This window comes from Pseudomonas sp. PGPPP1 (assembly GCF_002255865.1).
Classification (GTDB): domain Bacteria; phylum Pseudomonadota; class Gammaproteobacteria; order Pseudomonadales; family Pseudomonadaceae; genus Aquipseudomonas; species Aquipseudomonas cremoris.
The window spans coordinates 139,039-155,500 of the sequence record NZ_NKIG01000004.1 but is presented as its reverse complement, the minus strand read 5'-3'; the positions used below and the strand labels follow the sequence as shown (position 1 = coordinate 155,500).

Here is a 16,462-nt window from a genome sequence, read left to right as displayed (position 1 = left end):
GGGATGTCAGTGGGTGGTCAGGCCCGCCGCATTCATGAACATGCGCATCAGGCTGGCCACGACAAACAGGGCCAGCACGCTGCCGGTCCAGATCATCGCCAGCCACCCCAAGCGCCGCCACAACGGCTGTTTCTCGGCCTGTTCAATCTCGTGCAACGAAGGTTTGCCGGACATGGAACGACCCTCCTAGTGATAGCCGTCTTCGTGGGTGACCTTGCCGCGGAACACGTAGTAGCTCCAGAAGGTGTAGCCCAGGATGAACGGGATGATGAATAACGTCCCCACCAGCATGAAGCCCTGGCTCTGCGGTGGTGCCGCCGCGTCCCAGATCGACACGGACGGCGGGATGATGTTTGGCCACAAGCTGATACCCAGGCCGCTGTAGCCGAGGAAGATCAGCACCAGCGTCAGCAGGAACGGCGTGTAGTGCGCATTACGCGCCACCGCACGGATCAGCCCGTACATGGTCACCAATACCAGGATCGGCACCGGCAGGAACCAGAACAGGTTCGGCAGGGTGAACCAGCGCGAAGCGATTTCCGGGTGCGCCAGCGGCGTCCACAGGCTGACGATGCCAATCACCGCCAACACCACAAAGGCCAATGGCCGCGCCAGGTTGTGCATCTGCTCCTGCAACTTGCCTTCGGTCTTCATGATCAGCCAGGTGCAACCGAGCAAGGCGTAGGCGACTACCAAGGCCACACCGCAGAACATCGTGAACGGCGTGAGCCAATCCAGCGAGCCGCCGGCAAACTGGCGATCGACCACCGGAATGCCATCGATAAACGCCCCCAGCGCCACGCCCTGGAAGAAGGTGGCCGCAATGGAACCACCGATGAACGCCTTGTCCCACAGGTGACGCTTGTGGTCCTTGGCCTTGAAGCGGAACTCGAAGGCCACGCCGCGAAAGATCAACCCGATCAGCATCAAGATCAACGGCAGGTACAACGCCGACAGCACCACGGAATAGGCCAGCGGGAACGCACCGAACAACGCCGCACCACCGAGTACCAGCCAGGTTTCGTTGCCGTCCCAGACCGGCGCGACGGTGTTCATCATCACGTCACGGTCGACTTTGCCGGGGATGAACGGAAAAAGAATGCCGATGCCCAGGTCGAAACCGTCCATGACCACGTACATCATGATGCCGAAGATGATGATCACGGCCCAGATCAGCGGAAGATCAATACCCATCTCAATGCCCCTTGTGCTGGATGTCGACGTGGTCGTCGTCGCTGCCATCATCGGCGGCGGACAACGGACGGGCCGGTGTGCGTTTCTGGCCAGGGCCGCCGTGGGTTGGCTCGGTGCTTTCGTGGGTCACTGGACCTTTGCGCACCAGGCGCATCATGTAGCCCAAACCGGCGCCAAACAGCGCAAAGTACACCACCACGAACAACACAAGGGTGATGGTCATCTGCGCCAGGCTATGCCCGGATGAAGCATCCGCCGTGCGCATCAAGCCATAGACCACCCACGGCTGGCGGCCGATCTCGGTGGTGAACCAACCAGCAAGAATCGCGATCAGGCCGGATGGCCCCATCCACAGCGCCAGGTACAGGAACGGCTTGGACGTGTACATCTTGTCGCCCCGGCGCAGCCAAAGGCTGAACAGGCCGGTGAAAATCATCAGGAAGCCCAGGCCAACCATGACCCGGAACGACCAGAACACGATGGTGGAATTGGGACGGTCCTCAGGCGGGAACTCCTTGAGCGCCGGCACCTGCTTGTCTAGGGAGTGGGTGAGGATCAGGCTGCCGAGGTACGGGATCTCCACGGCATACTTGGTTTTTTCCGCTTTCATGTCCGGCCAGCCGAACAGGATCAACGGAGTCGGTTCGTTGCCGATATTTTCCCAGTGGCCTTCAATCGCGGCGATTTTCGCCGGTTGGTGCTTCAAGGTATTGAGGCCGTGGAAGTCGCCGATCACCGCCTGGATAGGCGCAACAATCAGGGCCATCCACATCGCCATCGAGAGCATGGTGCGGATCGCCGGGTTGTCCTTGCCGCGCAGCAAGTGCCAGGCCGCCGAGGAACCGACAAAGAATGCGGTGGCCACGAATGCTGCCGTGGCCATATGCGCCAGGCGGTACGGGAACGACGGGTTGAACACCACAGCGAACCAATCGGTGGGAATCACACGGCCGTCGACGATTTCAAAACCTTGCGGCGTTTGCATCCAGCTGTTGGACGAGAGAATCCAGAACGTGGAAATCAACGTACCGACAGCCACCATCACGGTGGAGAAGAAGTGCAGTTTGCGCCCCACTTTGTTCCAACCGAACAGCATGACCCCAAGGAAACCGGCCTCAAGGAAGAACGCCGTGAGTACCTCGTACGTCAGCAGCGGCCCGGTGACGGCGCCCGCGAAGTCCGAGAATCGACTCCAGTTGGTGCCGAACTGGTAGGCCATGACCAGGCCGGAGACCACGCCCATGCCGAAGTTGACGGCAAAGATCTTCGACCAGAAATGGTAGAGGTCACGGTAGGTATCGTTATGGGTCTTGAGCCACAAGCCTTCCAGCACCGCAAGGTAACTGGCCAGGCCGATGGTGATCGCCGGGAACAGGATGTGGAACGAGATGGTGAATGCAAATTGAATTCGGGCGAGATCTAGCGCCTCCAAACCGAACATAAGTCTTCCTCTGTCAGGTAATACCGGCTGCTGGCGGGAGCCTGCACCCACTGCCCCCACGGATATGGAGTCTGGCGAATTTCAATTCGTTTCTTTTTTTAACCAACCACGCAGGGATTCTGGCCCTAAGGCCGCCAGAGCAATCCCTGGGGAGGTTTTGATCTGGATCAAGCATTGCTGAAAGAGTAGTCCGGATTTGGCTGTAGGACGGCGTGGTCTTTTGCCGCGTGACAGACTGCCTCAGCTCAGTTGTTGCAACCATCTGTTACAACTTAATGATAATCTCGGCGCTCCCTCCCGCCCTGACCTGAACTCCCGATGCCTAGTAAACCCGCGTTGCTGTTGCGTCACCACCGCCCTTTCATCGCGTTTTGGTTGGCGCGCATCTTCACCGCCAGCGGGTTCCAGATGCTCACCGTGGCCATTGGCTGGAACCTCTACCAACTGACCGGCAACGTGCTGGACCTGGGTCTGGTGGGTTTGGTTGAGTTCGTACCGCGCGTGTTGTTCATGCTGCACACCGGACACGTGGCCGACCGCTATGAGCGGCGCAAAGTGGCCGCCATCTGCCAGACCGTGCAGGCGCTGATTGCGTTGTCCCTGGCCATCGGCGGCCTGACCGGCAACGTGACCCGCGAGATGATCTTTATCCTCGCCTTCCTGCTGGGCGCCGCACGCTCCTTCGAAATGCCCACTACCCAGGCGCTGCTGCCAAGCATCGTGCCCACGGCATTGTTCCCGCGCGCAGTGGCCTCGTCACAATCGGCCCAGCAGTTGGCCACCATCGTCGCCCCGGCCTTGGGCGGTTTGCTTTATGCCTTCGGCAGCGTGTGGGTGTACGGCCCCACCGTGGTGCTGTACCTCATCGCCTGCATGCTGACCCTTAACCTGCCCGCTCGCCAGACCCCGCTCAACAAGGGCAAGGCCACCCTGGACTCGTTGCTGGCTGGCATCCGCTTTATCCGCAGCCGCCCGGACATTCTTGGCGCGATCTCACTCGACCTGTTCGCCGTGTTGCTCGGCGGCGCCACTGCGTTACTGCCGGTGTTCGCCAAGGACATCCTGCTGACGGGGGCCTGGGGCCTTGGCCTGCTGCGGTCGGCGCCGGCGGTAGGGGCATTGTTGATGTCGCTGTGGTTGGCACGCTTCTCGGTGGATCGCCACGTGGGCCGGGTGATGTTTACCGCCGTCGGCGTGTTCGGCGTGGCCACGATTGCCTTCGGCCTGTCCACCTCGATCTGGTTTTCCTTAGGCGTGCTGGTGGTGCTGGGCGCAGCAGACATGATCAGCATGGTGATCCGTGCGTCGTTCGTGCAGTTGGAAACGCCGGATGAAATGCGCGGGCGGGTCAGTGCAGTCAACGGGCTGTTTATCGGAGCGTCGAATCAATTGGGTGAATTCGAGTCCGGGATTACCGCCCACTGGTTCGGCACGGTGCCCGCCGTGGTCATGGGCGGGATCGGTACGTTGGTGGTGACCGGCGTGTGGATCAAGCTGTTCCCGACCCTTGCGAATCGGGACCGCATGCATGTGCCAGTGGAAGAGGCCGCGAAGGCCTAGAGCACTTTGTCCAGGGTGATGGGAAATTCCCGCACCCGCTTGCCGGTGGCGTGATAAATCGCATTCGCCACCGCTGCCGCCACCCCGACAATACCGATCTCACCAACGCCCTTGGACCCGAGGGCGTTGACGATCTCGTCGTGCTCTTCGACAAACACCACATCAATCTCGCCAATATCGGCGTTTACCGGGATATGGTATTCGGCCAGGCTGTGATTCATATAACGGCCCAGTTGATGGTCAATCTGTGTCTCTTCATGCAGTGCCATACCGATACCCCACACCACCCCGCCGAGGATCTGGCTGCGGGCCATTTTGGGATTGACCACCCGCCCCGCCGCAATTGCGCTGACCACACGGCTGACCTTGATTGTGCCCAGGTCATCATCGACCCGCACCTCGACAAAAACCGCCGAATGGGTGGCGGTCGCATAGCCTTCGCGTTTTTTATCGGGCTCGCTGTCGACCTGAACCTCCAATGCCTCTTCACCACTGTCCTTGACCAACTGCGCCAACGACACACTCACGGCGCCGGCATGCAACTGACCCCCTTCAAAGCGCACGGATTCAGCGTCCTTGAATACCGGGTACGTCCGCCGGGCGATGCCCAGTAGTTTGCCGGTCAACGCTTCGCAAGCTTGCTGCACGGCGGTGCCCACCGACGACACGGTAAACGAGCCGCCTTGCAGGGGGGCCGTTGGCAGCGACGAATCGCCGAGCAGGAACACCACATCGTCCACCACAACGCCGCTGGCCTGCGCCGCAATTTGGGTCATCACCGTATAAGTGCCGGTACCGATATCGGTAGTGGCACTGCTGACTGTCAGCTTGCCTGCAGCATCCATTCGCGCCTTTGCACTGGCCTTCATCTGCATCGCCTCCCACACGCCACCGGCCATGCCCCAGCCAATCAACTGGCGACCGTCGCGCATGCTGCGAGGCTCCGGGTTGCGCTGCGACCAGCCAAAGCGCTCGGCGCCGTCACGGTAGCATTCGCGCAACGCCTTGCTGGACCAGGGCTTGTTTTCGTTCTGGTTGCGCTCGGCGTAGTTGATCAGCCGCAGTTTTACGGGGTCCATGCCCAGGGCACAGGCCAGTTCATCCATGGCGCACTCCAGGCCGATCACCCCGAGGGCGGCGCCCGGAGCGCGCATGTCCAACGGCGTGAACACATCCAGCGGCACCAGGTTGTAGGTCAACTGCACGTTGTCGCAGTGGTAGAGCATGCCGCTCCACTCCACCACGTGCTCGCTGAAATCCTCGAAGCGTGACGTTTGGCCAACGGCGGTATGCCCAAGTGCCATTAACTTGCCGTTGGCGGCGGCACCGATCTGCAAGCGCTGCAACGTACGCGGGCGGTAGCCGAAGGTGAACATCTGCTGGCGGGTCAAGGTCACGCGCACCGAGCGTTTGAGCGCCAGGGACGCCATCACTGCCAGCGGCAACTGATACTGCGGGCGCAGGCCGGAACCGAACGCGCCGCCAACAAAGGCGGCAAAGATCCGCACCTGGCTTTTATCCAGCCCGAAGATTTTCTGCACATAAGCCTGGCAGTTCTGGGGCCCCTGGGTTTTGTCATGAATATGCAAGGTGCCATCCGGCTGATACAGCACGGTGCTGGCGTGGGGTTCCATGGGGTTGTGGTGTTCGATCGGGGTGCTGTAGTGCACGTCCAGGCGGATAGCGGCCGTACTCCATTCGGCCTGGAAGTTGCCACGTGGTGCGGGCGGCGTCTGGGGCGATGGGTGCGCATGCGCCTGTTGGGCCACCAAGTCGGTGTCGAACGCCTCGATTTCGTACTCGATTTCCACCAGGGACCCGGCATACCTCGCCAACTCCAGGTTGTCAGCGATGACCAAGGCCAAGGGCTGGCCGCTGTACAGCACGCGGTCATTGTAAAGCGGGCGAAACGGCGAACCGTCCGCCGCATCGGCATCGGCGAAGGCCTCGTCGTAGCTGGCGATTGCCGGGCGGTTGAGGTGATCGAGCACCATGACCACACCGGGCAAAGCCATGGCTTTGGATGCGTCGATGCGTACGACGCGGCCTCTGGCGATACGGCTGGAAACCACGCTGCCGTGAAGCAGGCCCTTTTCGGGAAACTCACCGGCATAGCGCGCCTGGCCAGTAACCTTGAGCAGACCGTCAACCCGGTCCAACGGTTTGCCGATAACGGTCATGGTTGAACTCCTGCCACAGCAGCGTCGCTCAAGGCGCGAATGATCCCACGCCGAGCCAGCTTGATCTTGAAGCCGTTGTGCGCCAGCGGCTCGGCATCTTGCAACAAGGCGTCGGCGGCGGCAGTGAAGGTTTCACGGCTGACGGCTTGGCCGATCAGCGCGGTTTCCACTGCCCGGTCACGCCAGGGTTTGTGGGCAACTCCGCCGAGGGCCAGGCGCGCATCGACGATGGTGTGACCGTCGAGCTCAAGGGCGGCGGCGACGGAAACCAGGGCAAAGGCATAGGACGCACGGTCACGGATTTTCAGGTAGTGGCTATGGCTCGCCAGGCGATCGGCCGGTAATTCGATGGCGGTAATCAGTTCATCATCAGCCAGTTGATTGTCGCGTTGCGGTGCGTCACCGGGTAGGCGATGAAAGTCGGCAAATTCGATGATTCGCGCGCCACCGCGCCCCTCCACATGCACACGTGCCTCCAATGCTGCGAGGGCTACGCACATGTCTGAGGGGTGAGTCGCGACGCATTGATCGCTGGCGCCAAGGATCGCATGGATGCGGTTCAGGCCCGTGCGCGCGGGGCAGCCGCTGCCGGGCTCGCGTTTATTGCAGGGCACGTCGGCGTCATAGAAGTAGTAACAACGGGTGCGCTGCAAAAGGTTGCCGCCGGTACTGGCCATATTGCGCAATTGTGGCGAGGCGCCGGCCAGGATCGCCTGGGAAAGCAAGGGGTAACGTTGCTCGATCAGCGGATGCCAGGCCACGTCGGCATTGCTCACCAGGGCGCCGATCATCAGGCCACCCTGAGCGGTTTGCTGGATGTCATGCAGCGGCAGGCCGGTGATATCGATGAGGTGTTCGGGCCGACTGATGTTTTCTTTCATCAGGTCCAGCAGGTTGGTGCCGCCAGCAATAAAGCGTGATGCGGCACTGCTTAGATGTACGGCCTCGTGCACATTAGCCGGTTTGCTGTAATGGAAGGGATTCATCGTTCACCTCCCAGGGCATCTTCAATCGCGTCGCGAATATTGCTGTAGGCGCCGCAGCGGCACAGGTTGCCACTCATCAATTCCTGGATCTGCGCCGAATCGCGCGCGCGACCTTCATTGGCCAAGCCTACGGCCGAACAAATCTGACCGGGGGTGCAGTAACCACACTGGAAAGCATCGTGTGTGATAAATGCCTGCTGCATCGGGTGCAGCACGTCACCGTCGGCCAGCCCCTCGATGGTGGTCAATTCGGCACCGTCGCACATCACTGCCAGGGTTAAACAGGCATTCACCCGCTTGCCATCGCGCAACACGGTACAGGCGCCGCACTGGCCATGGTCGCAGCCCTTTTTGCTACCGACCAGGTCAAGTTGCTCGCGCAACAGGTCGAGCAATGTGGTCCAGGGCAACACGTCCAGTTGGCGGTCCTGGCCGTTGAGGCGCAGGCGAATCGGGTGGCTGACGAACGGTTGGACCGCCTCGCCATTGGGAGTTGCGCTCATAAACACCTCACGGGTTGGTGTACGTCCGCGGCGTTCAGGAAAGTCGCCGTCTCAGGGGTACGACTGCCCGGGGTTTTGAGCGTTCAAGGGGATTGATCAGCGGATATTGAGTAGCGTCTTCAAGGTGTTCTGTGGGCCGTTGATCGACGAGTTGGTGTATTCAAACCAGCCTGGGGCTTCGACATTCACCTCAAACACGTAGATATAGCCCATCACCGTGCCCGCCCCATTGCACACCTGGCTGATGTTGCCGACCTGGCACACCGGGGTGCGTTGCCCGTTCAACTCGGCGCCATCGAAACGGCCCATGGGGTTGTTGCCCAGGCCGACTTCCATCACCGAGACCTTGGTAGGCCCGCGATGGGTGCACATTTGCGTGCCCTGCGCCCGCTCGGGAATGGTTTCGGTGCAACCCGCCGATTGGACCTTGAACACGCGTACCTCGCTCAAGGGCGGTGCAGTCGCGCCCCACGCCGGTGCTGCAGCGAGCCACAGGCCGATACAGGGGATCAGAGCTAGACTCCACGCGTTGGCTTTTTTCATGCTGTCGATGACCCCGGTTTGAACGTCGGCGCAGTATGCCTCAAGGCCATGATCCAGAGCGATGATTCACAAGACTGAGCCCGCGCCCCACACGGCCTCGGCTGCTGGTATGATGCGCCGCTTTTTCCGATCCTCTCTGAAACCACAGGCGCTTGGCGCAGTTTGTGCTTTGACTTAGAGGTCAACAAATCACGACGCAAAATAGCGTCACAGGGAGCCGGCATGCTGGAAAAGCTGTTTCAACTCAAAGCCCACAACACCAATGTGCGCACCGAGATTCTCGCGGGGATCACGACATTCCTGGCCATGGCCTACATTCTGTTCGTGAACCCAAGCATCCTGGGCGAAACCGGCATGGACAAGGGCGCGATCTTCGTCGCGACCTGCCTGGCCGCCGCCATCGGTTCCACCGTGATGGGCCTGATCGCCAACTACCCGATCGCCCTCGCGCCGGGCATGGGCCTCAACGCCTTCTTTACCTACACCGTGGTCCTGCACATGGGCCATACCTGGCAAGTTGCGCTGGGTGCGGTGTTCATCTCGGCGGTGCTGTTCTTCCTGCTGTCGATCTTTCGCATTCGCGAGTGGATCATCAACGCCATCCCGCTGCCGCTGCGCTCTGCGATTGCGGCCGGTATCGGTCTGTTCCTCGCGCTGATCGCCCTGCATAACGCCGAGATCGTGGTGGCGAACCCGGCCACGCTGGTTGGCCTGGGTGACCTGACAAAAGCCGCGCCCATCCTGGCCACTTTTGGTTTCGTACTGATCGTCGCGCTGGAAGCCTTGGCCGTGCGTGGCGCGGTGCTGATCGGCATCCTGGCAGTGACCATCGTATCCATCGCCTTGAACGTTACCCCGTTCGGCGGCGTGACCTCGATGCCACCGTCCCTGGCGCCAACCTTCCTGCAACTGGATATCAAAGGTGCACTGGATATCGGCCTGGTCAGCGTGATCTTCGCCTTCCTGTTCGTCGACCTGTTTGACAACTCCGGCACCCTGATCGGTGTGGCCAAGCGCGCCGGCCTGATGGGCAAGGACGGCCATATGCCAAAGATGGGCCGCGCGCTGATCGCCGACAGTACCGCCGCCATGGCCGGCTCCCTGCTGGGCACCTCTACCACCACCAGCTATATCGAATCCGCTGCGGGCGTGAGCGCCGGCGGCCGTACCGGTTTGACCGCCATCGTAGTGGCAATTCTGTTCCTGCTGGCGTTGTTCTTCTCGCCATTGGCCGCCAGCGTCCCCGCCTTCGCTACCGCACCTGCGTTGCTGTTCGTGGCCGTGCTGATGACCCAGGGCCTGGCGGAAATCGATTGGGATGACATCACCGTTGCAGCGCCGGTGGTGATCACCGCCCTGGCGATGCCCTTCACTTACTCCATTGCCAACGGCATCGCCTTCGGTTTCATCGCCTGGACCGCCATCAAGCTGCTTTCGGGCCGCTACCGTGAGCTGAACCCGGCGCTGGTGATTCTGTCGATTCTGTTTGTGATCAAGCTGGGCTGGTTTAACGCATGACTTTTGACGCCGCAAGCTACACCGCTCAACTGCAAGACAAGGTCACGCGCCTGCGTGACCTGCTGGCTCCGTTCGATGCACCAGAGCCGCAGGTATTCGACTCGCCGCTGCAGAACTTCCGCCTGCGGGCGGAGTTCCGCCTGTGGCGCGAAGGCGGTGAGCGCCACTACGCGATGTTCTCCCAGGATGACAAACGCACGCCGATCCTGATCGAAGCGTTCCCGATCGCCAGCCTGCGCATCAACCAGTTGATGCCGCAACTCAAGGCCGCCTGGCAAGCCAGCGCCGCCCTGAGCCACAAGCTGTTCCAAGTGGAGTTCCTCACCACGCTGGCCGGCGATGCGATGATCACCCTGTGCTATCACCGGCCGCTGGACGAGCATTGGCACACCGCCGCGAACAAACTGGCTGCGGACTTGAACGTGAGCATCATCGGCCGCTCCAAGGGCAAGCGCGATGTGATCGGCCATGACTATGTGGTGGAAAAACTCGACGTCGGCGGTCGCACCTTCAGCTATCGCCAACCCGAAGGCGCGTTCACCCAGCCCAACGGCACGGTGAACCAGAAGATGCTCAACTGGGCGTACGAAGCCTTGGGCGATCGTCCGGACGACCTGCTGGAGTTGTACTGCGGCAACGGCAACTTCACCCTGCCACTGGCGACCCGTGTGCGCAAAGTGCTGGCCACCGAGATCAGCAAGACCTCGGTCAACGCAGCGTTGAGCAACCTGGATGAAAACGCGGTGGATAACGTCACCCTGGTGCGCCTCTCCGCCGAAGAACTCACCGAAGCGCTGAACGAAGTGCGCCCGTTCCGTCGCCTGCACGGCATCGACCTGAAAAGCTACGAATTCGGCAGCGTCTTCGTCGACCCGCCGCGCGCCGGCATGGACCCGGACACCTGCGAGCTGACCCGCCGTTTCGACAACATCCTGTACATCTCCTGCAACCCGGAGACGTTGGCGGCGAACATCGCGCAACTGCATGACACGCACCGCATTACCCAGTGTGCGATGTTTGACCAGTTTCCGTGGACGCATCATATGGAATCTGGGGTGCTGCTGACCCGGCGCTGAATCTGCCAGGCAACACCAATCTACTGTGGGAGCTGGCTTGCCTGCTCCCACACTGGAATTTCATACATCCGTTGGTTCCTCGTTATCCAAGACTTCCTTGCGCGGCCGCCCGCCCTTTTTGCCATTGGCTCGGGCAGCGGCGGCCTTGGCAGCGCTGCTCTTGCGACCGTTGTGCGAGGCCACCAGGCTGGTGGCCAGGTCCATCAGGGGTTTGCTAGTGGCGATCAGGCCCGTGATCGAAACGTCCAGGTCTTGAGCCTCACAACACAGCGCCTTTCCGCCAAAGCCGACTTCCAACTGTTGAAAATCCTGCGGGGTGAACCCTTCGAACTCCGGGAGCCCCGCCACAGGCAACATAACGCGACTGCCGTCGCTGAAGCCGATGGAAATGCAGTTGTCTTCATAACGCACAGAGCTGGCACGGGCATAAAGGTGCCGTGTCTCGCGCCCTCGGGCAATTGCCTTGTCTATGTCGGCTTCAGTGATCGCCTTATTGGGTACAACTTTGGCCTTTACGATTTGCTTCATAAATCAATCTCCACAAAACCCGGCGCCCTGACCAGGTTCAAAATTGTTTTTTGCCTTACAACATCGTGCCGGGCACGTGCGATCACATAAACACCACGCCGAATGATCAACCCAGGCAATACCTCTCGGGCTTCCCAATCCCAGGAATGATTCTCCAGGCAAACCGTTTGCAGTTTTTCCCACCAGATCCTGCGTGCTCGCGCCAAGTAGTGCTGCTGGGCTATCGCCTCGCATATTCCCACCAGCAACGCAGCGGGTGGCCGTCTCCGTTCTGGGTCTACATCCCACAACTCCACATCTGCATCCAGAAAACTGAAACGAAAACGCGCATCCCACTCCTTTCCCCTCACATGCACATGGGGCGGGCAATGTTCATCCCTGATAAATACCGAAATTACATATCCCTTGTAAGCGCCTACTCGCATCGTAACCCATCCGTTAGGTTATTTTCCGCCAGGTAACAATTTTGCCTTGCCACCCGACAACCGGCTCCCTTTCCCTGGAGCTGTTTCACAGACTAGTCAGCACAAAAAACCCGGCGAATGCCGGGTTGTAACCACTCATGCCGAGGGCTGGAAATACCCCGCCAAGGCTCGCAAGTCCTGCTCGCTCAGCAACCCCGCGTAATACTTCAACTGAATCCTCGCCAGCAGATATGCATGCCGCGCATTCGCCAGGTCGCGACGGGCGGTGAACAGTTGTTGCTCGGCGTCGAGCACGTCGAGGTTGACCCGCTCGCCCCCCGTGACACTTTTTTTGGTCGCTGTGACCAGCGCAGTGGCCGAGCTGACAGCCATCTCATAGGCGCGCACTTTCGCCGCGCCGCTGGTGTTGAGGTTGAACTGCTTGCGCAACTCCACCAGCGTGGCCGAGGTGTGTGCGTCCAACTCGTACTGGGCCTGGGACAGCTGGTTCGCGGCCTGGCGCGTGGACGCCGACACCGAGCCGCCAGCGAACAGCGGCAAGCTGACCTGAATGCCGACACTGTTGGTGTCGTACTTTTGGTTGTAGCTGCTTTCCGAATCGGAACTGGTCTGGCGGCTGGTGGCGTACAGACTGACCTTGGGCATATGGCCGGCGCGTTTGCGTTCGACCTCATAAGAAGCCACGTCCAAGGCATGGTGCTGGGATTTAAGCTCGGGGTTGTTGGTCATGGCCAATTCGCGCCAGGTTTCGAAACGATTGGGTTCCAGGGGCGGGATGTTGAACTGGCGGGTCAGGGGCGCCAGCTCTTCGATCTGCAAAGGTTGGCCGACGATGGCTTCCAATTCGCGCAGGGCGCTGTCCTGCGCGTCCAGCGATTCGATTTCTTCAGCCTGGGCCAGGCTCAAGCGCGCTTGGGTTTCCAGCACATCGGTGCGCGTACCTTCACCGCCTTTGAGCAAGCGGTCATTGAGTTGCAGGCGTTCGGCAAACGCGCGTTTCTGCGCACGGCTCAGTTCGATACGCTCCTGGGCCAGCAACGCTTGGCTGTAGGCACTGAGCACCCGCACCGCCAGTTCCTGGCTCTTGCCGCGAAAGCGTTCATCGGCCATCAGCGCCTGGGCCGTGCCCTGGCGAAAGCGTGCGTAGGCTTCGTAATCCAGCAGCGGTTGCTGCAAGGTCAGGCTCGACGCATAGCTGCGGTAATCGCGATCGCTGGTGGTATTGCCCGCCGTCACCTCGGATTCGTTACGCGAATTGTTGTAGCTCCAGGACAGGTTCGGCAGCAACCCCGACCGACCGATCACGCGATTTTCTTCGCCCGCCTCACGCTCCTGGATCGCCGCCTGAAAGGTCGGATCGTTGCGCAGGGCCAAGTCGTAGGCATCCAGCAAACCCATGGCGTGCGCCGCCGGTATGCAACTCAGACACAGGGTAAACAGCAACGCCTTCATTCTTCCACCAAGGCCATGTGAGTGCGATCCAGCAGGGGTTTGAACAAGTAGTTGAGCATCGAGCGCTCGCCGGTCTTGACGAAGGTTTCCACCGGCATGCCCGGACGGATCTGCACGCCGTCCAGTTGTTGCATGCCGGCCGCACTGACCTGGGCGCGCACCGTGTAGTAAGGCTCGTCGGTGCGTTCATCCACCTGGCGGTCGGCGGACACCAGCGTTACCTCGCCGGCCACCCGTGGCGTGGTGGCCTGGTTGAACGCCGAGAACATCAGCTCCACCGGCAAGCCGGGGTGCACCTTGTCGACCATCTGCACCGGCACCCGCGCTTCCACCAGCAACGGCTCGCCTTGGGGCACGATGTCCATCAGCGGCTGGCCGGGCTTGATCACCCCGCCTTCGGTGTACACCTCCAGGCCGACGACGACCCCAGACGCGGGCGCACGCACCAGGCTATTGGCCAGTTCAAATTCAGCCGAGGCCAAGCGGTTGCGCAGGTCGTCGCTGCGGGTGCGAGTCTCGGCCAGTTGGCCGCGCAGGTCTTTCTGAAAGTCTTCGCCGAGCTGGCGGATACGCAGGCGCAGTTCCAGCACCTGGCGTTGCAACAGGCCGATACGGCCGTAGTCCTCGGCAATCGCACCGTCGATCTGTGAGTACAGGCGCTCGCTGTCGAGCAAGCGATTGCGCGGGATATAACCGTCACGCGCCAACTCCCGCAGGCCCTGCAACTGCTCATTCAAGGCCGCTCGTTGCTGGACTTTGCTGGCCTGGGAGTCCCGTGTGCCACGCAACTGCGCTTCAGCACCGGCGATGGTTTCGCGCAGGCCCTGCTGCTCAGTGGCCAACGCCTGGGCGCGACTGCTGAACAGTTGCCGTTGCAGGTTCAACGTTCCCGCCGCCTCTGGATCGTTGAGCAGCTCAGGGCCGAAGGTGATTGCGGGCAAACCTTCACTTTCCGCACTCAGCCGTGCCTCGCTGGCGAGGGACGCGAGGTACTGGCTGCGCAGGGACTGCATCTGCCCACGCAACGGGGTTTCCTTCAAGCGCAGCAACACCTGGCCTGCGCTGACCACATCACCGTCGCGCACCTCGATATGCTCGACGATGCCACCGGCAGGGTGTTGCACCGTTTTGCGATGCCCCGACACCATGACCTTGCCCGACACCGCCACGCCCTTGTCCAGCGGGGCCAGCGCGGCCCAGCCGATAAACCCGACAAAGCCGCCCAGCACCAGCCACCAGCCCAGTCGCGAATATTTTTTGTCGTCCAGCGCCAGCACGTTATGGGGGGTGTCGCTCACCAACATCGGTTTGCTCATGCTCATGCCTGTTTTCCTTCACCGACGCGGTAGCTCATGTTCATGCTTGTCACCGGCTTGGCGACGGCGGGTTTCTGCCGCGCCTCCAACACCCGCGCCGTCGGCCCGAAGGCCTGCAACTGGCCGTCCTTGAGGATCAGCAGTTGATCCGTCAGGCTCAGTACGTTGGGTTTGTGGGTGATCAGGATCACGGTACGACGCTGCTGCTTGAGCTGGGCGATGGCTTGAAGCAACGCCTGCTCCCCCACTTCGTCGAGGTTGGCGTTCGGCTCATCCAGCACAATCAATGCGGGTAAACCATATAGCGCCCGGGCCAGCGCCACGCGCTGCTTCTGGCCGCCAGACAAGCCGGCACCGCCCTCCCCCAACAGCGTGTCGTAGCCCTGAGGCAGCTGCAGGATCAGTTCATGCACGCCGGCCATTTGCGCGGCAGCCAGGATTTTGTCGGCATCGGCCTCGGCAAACCGTGCGATGTTGTCGGCGATGCTGCCGGCGAACAGTTGGATGTCTTGGGGCAAGTAGCCGATGTGCGGGCCGAGTTGCTGCTTGTCCCACTGGGCCAGGTCGGCGCCGTCCAGCCGCACCTTGCCGGACAGTGGTGCCCAGGCGCCCACGACGATTCGGGCCAAGGTGGATTTGCCACAGCCCGATGGCCCGATCACGCCCAGCACGTCACCCGCCGGTAGCGTGAAGCCCAAATTCGCCAGCGCCGGTCGGCGGCTACCGGGGGCGCAGGCGCTGATGTGCTCAACCGTCAATTGGCCCTTGGGCACCGGCAAACTCATGCGCACGGGCCGTGCCGGGTTGGCTTCCAACAGTTGCGACAACCGTTCGAACGCCAGGCGCGCCGACCCCCATTGCTTCCAAACGCCGATCAGTTGGTCGATAGGGCTCAGCACCCGGCCCATCAGGATCGAGCCGGCAATCATCATCCCCGGCGTGATGTCCCCCTGCACCGCCAACAAGGCGCCCAAGCCCAACACCAGCGACTGCAACGCCAGGCGCACGCCCTTGGACCACGCGGTGACGGTGGCCGTCTTTTCGCTGGCCAGGTTCTGCTGGGCCAGGAACGCCTGGTGCTGGCGGAACCAACGCGCGCGCAACGTGGCGAGCATGCCCATGGCTTCGATGGTGTCGGCATTGCGCAGGTTGGTGGTGGCCTGCTGGCTGGCGCTGATCGACAGCTGACTGGCCAGGGCCATGGGTGCCTGGCTCACGTGATGGTTGATCCAGGCCAACGCGATAAGCATCACCGCGCCGCCCAACGCCAACAGGCCAAGCCACGGGTGGAACATAAAGATCACCAGCAGGTACACCGGAAACCACGGCGCATCGAAAAACGCGAACAGCGCCTGGCCGGTAGCGAATTGGCGCAACGTAGTCAGGTCGTGCAGCGCCTGGCCCGCCGCCTGGGTGCCACCCTTGAGTTGCGCTTCGAACGCGGCGTCGTACACTCGCTGGTTCAAGCGCATGTCCATCTGCGTGCCGAGGCGGATCACCACCTGGCTGCGCACCCACTCCAACGCGCCCATCAAGCCGAACAGGCCGAGGATCATCAGCGTCAGCATCAACAGGGTCATCTGATTGCCAGAAGCCAGCACCCGGTCATACACCTGCAACATGTAGAGCGCCGGGGCCAGCATCAGCAGGTTGATCACCGCCGAGAACAGGCCGATGTTGAAGAAGCCACTTTTATAGGCCGTGAGGGCGGCCAGGGTTTCGTTGCCGGCGTGGCGCATC

The 16,462-nt window shown here is 61.4% G+C and carries 15 protein-coding genes; 3 read left to right on the top strand and 12 right to left on the bottom strand.

The genetic code is table 11. From position 1 onward, the window contains the following. Positions 1-6: 6 nt before the first annotated feature. From CFE47_RS08330 to CFE47_RS08320, 3 genes are read right to left on the bottom strand one after another with little or no spacing between them, the layout of a single operon-like run. On the bottom strand, positions 7-174 hold the full coding sequence (locus tag CFE47_RS08330; protein WP_010206690.1) for a DUF2474 domain-containing protein: 168 nt from the start codon (positions 172-174) through the stop codon (positions 7-9). Between the two features lie 12 nt (positions 175-186). After that, positions 187-1,194 carry a cytochrome d ubiquinol oxidase subunit II gene (cydB, locus tag CFE47_RS08325; RefSeq protein ID WP_016973854.1) on the bottom strand — a complete coding sequence of 336 codons (1,008 nt, stop codon included), beginning with the start codon at positions 1,192-1,194 and terminating at the stop codon, positions 187-189. A 1-nt stretch (position 1,195) separates the two neighbouring features. Then, positions 1,196-2,635, bottom strand: a complete 1,440-nt coding sequence (locus CFE47_RS08320; RefSeq protein ID WP_185708551.1) for a cytochrome ubiquinol oxidase subunit I — start codon at positions 2,633-2,635, stop codon at positions 1,196-1,198. 318 nt (positions 2,636-2,953) lie between these two features. On the opposite strand from CFE47_RS08320, the gene CFE47_RS08315 reads away from it, so the two are divergent. Further along, positions 2,954-4,195, top strand: coding sequence for an MFS transporter (locus tag CFE47_RS08315; protein WP_286836244.1), 1,242 nt, complete (start codon positions 2,954-2,956; stop codon positions 4,193-4,195). Here CFE47_RS08315 and CFE47_RS08310 read toward each other — a convergent pair. From CFE47_RS08310 to CFE47_RS08295, 4 genes are all read right to left on the bottom strand, one after another. Continuing rightward, on the bottom strand, positions 4,192-6,375 hold the full coding sequence (locus CFE47_RS08310; protein WP_286836243.1) for a xanthine dehydrogenase family protein molybdopterin-binding subunit: 2,184 nt from the start codon (positions 6,373-6,375) through the stop codon (positions 4,192-4,194). The two genes, CFE47_RS08315 and CFE47_RS08310, sit on opposite strands and share 4 nt — an antisense overlap. Continuing rightward, a complete protein-coding gene (locus CFE47_RS08305; RefSeq protein WP_286836242.1) occupies positions 6,372-7,361 on the bottom strand; it encodes an FAD binding domain-containing protein in 990 nt (329 codons plus the stop codon). Before CFE47_RS08305 ends, CFE47_RS08310 begins: the two co-directional genes overlap by 4 nt. Next, on the bottom strand, positions 7,358-7,864 hold the full coding sequence (locus CFE47_RS08300) for a (2Fe-2S)-binding protein (protein WP_286836241.1): 507 nt from the start codon (positions 7,862-7,864) through the stop codon (positions 7,358-7,360). The genes CFE47_RS08305 and CFE47_RS08300 overlap by 4 nt, the downstream gene beginning before the upstream one ends. A 96-nt stretch (positions 7,865-7,960) precedes the next feature. After that, positions 7,961-8,407 carry a DUF4879 domain-containing protein gene (locus CFE47_RS08295; RefSeq protein WP_185708556.1) on the bottom strand — a complete coding sequence of 149 codons (447 nt, stop codon included), beginning with the start codon at positions 8,405-8,407 and terminating at the stop codon, positions 7,961-7,963. A gap of 222 nt (positions 8,408-8,629) precedes the next feature. On the opposite strand from CFE47_RS08295, the gene CFE47_RS08290 reads away from it, so the two are divergent. Next, positions 8,630-9,925 carry an NCS2 family permease gene (locus tag CFE47_RS08290; protein WP_105698997.1) on the top strand — a complete coding sequence of 432 codons (1,296 nt, stop codon included), beginning with the start codon at positions 8,630-8,632 and terminating at the stop codon, positions 9,923-9,925. Then, entirely contained in the window at positions 9,922-11,001 is a 1,080-nt protein-coding gene (trmA, locus tag CFE47_RS08285) for a tRNA (uridine(54)-C5)-methyltransferase TrmA (protein ID WP_185708557.1), read from the top strand. Before CFE47_RS08290 ends, trmA begins: the two co-directional genes overlap by 4 nt. Positions 11,002-11,061: 60 nt before the next feature. Here the strand turns inward: trmA and CFE47_RS08280 are convergent, their stop codons facing one another. The 5 genes from CFE47_RS08280 to CFE47_RS08260 form a co-directional block, all read right to left on the bottom strand. Continuing rightward, complete coding sequence (locus CFE47_RS08280) at positions 11,062-11,529, bottom strand: DUF2442 domain-containing protein (RefSeq protein WP_286836240.1); 468 nt, start codon at positions 11,527-11,529, stop codon at positions 11,062-11,064. After that, entirely contained in the window at positions 11,526-11,954 is a 429-nt protein-coding gene (locus CFE47_RS08275; RefSeq protein ID WP_286836239.1) for a DUF4160 domain-containing protein, read from the bottom strand. The genes CFE47_RS08280 and CFE47_RS08275 overlap by 4 nt, the downstream gene beginning before the upstream one ends. A 135-nt stretch (positions 11,955-12,089) precedes the next feature. After that, positions 12,090-13,406, bottom strand: a complete 1,317-nt coding sequence (locus tag CFE47_RS08270; RefSeq protein ID WP_286836238.1) for a TolC family outer membrane protein — start codon at positions 13,404-13,406, stop codon at positions 12,090-12,092. Further along, positions 13,403-14,728, bottom strand: a complete 1,326-nt coding sequence (locus tag CFE47_RS08265) for an HlyD family type I secretion periplasmic adaptor subunit (protein ID WP_286836237.1) — start codon at positions 14,726-14,728, stop codon at positions 13,403-13,405. Before CFE47_RS08265 ends, CFE47_RS08270 begins: the two co-directional genes overlap by 4 nt. Continuing rightward, entirely contained in the window at positions 14,725-16,461 is a 1,737-nt protein-coding gene (locus CFE47_RS08260) for a type I secretion system permease/ATPase (protein WP_286836236.1), read from the bottom strand. The genes CFE47_RS08265 and CFE47_RS08260 overlap by 4 nt, the downstream gene beginning before the upstream one ends. Between the last annotated feature and the right edge of the window lies 1 nt (position 16,462).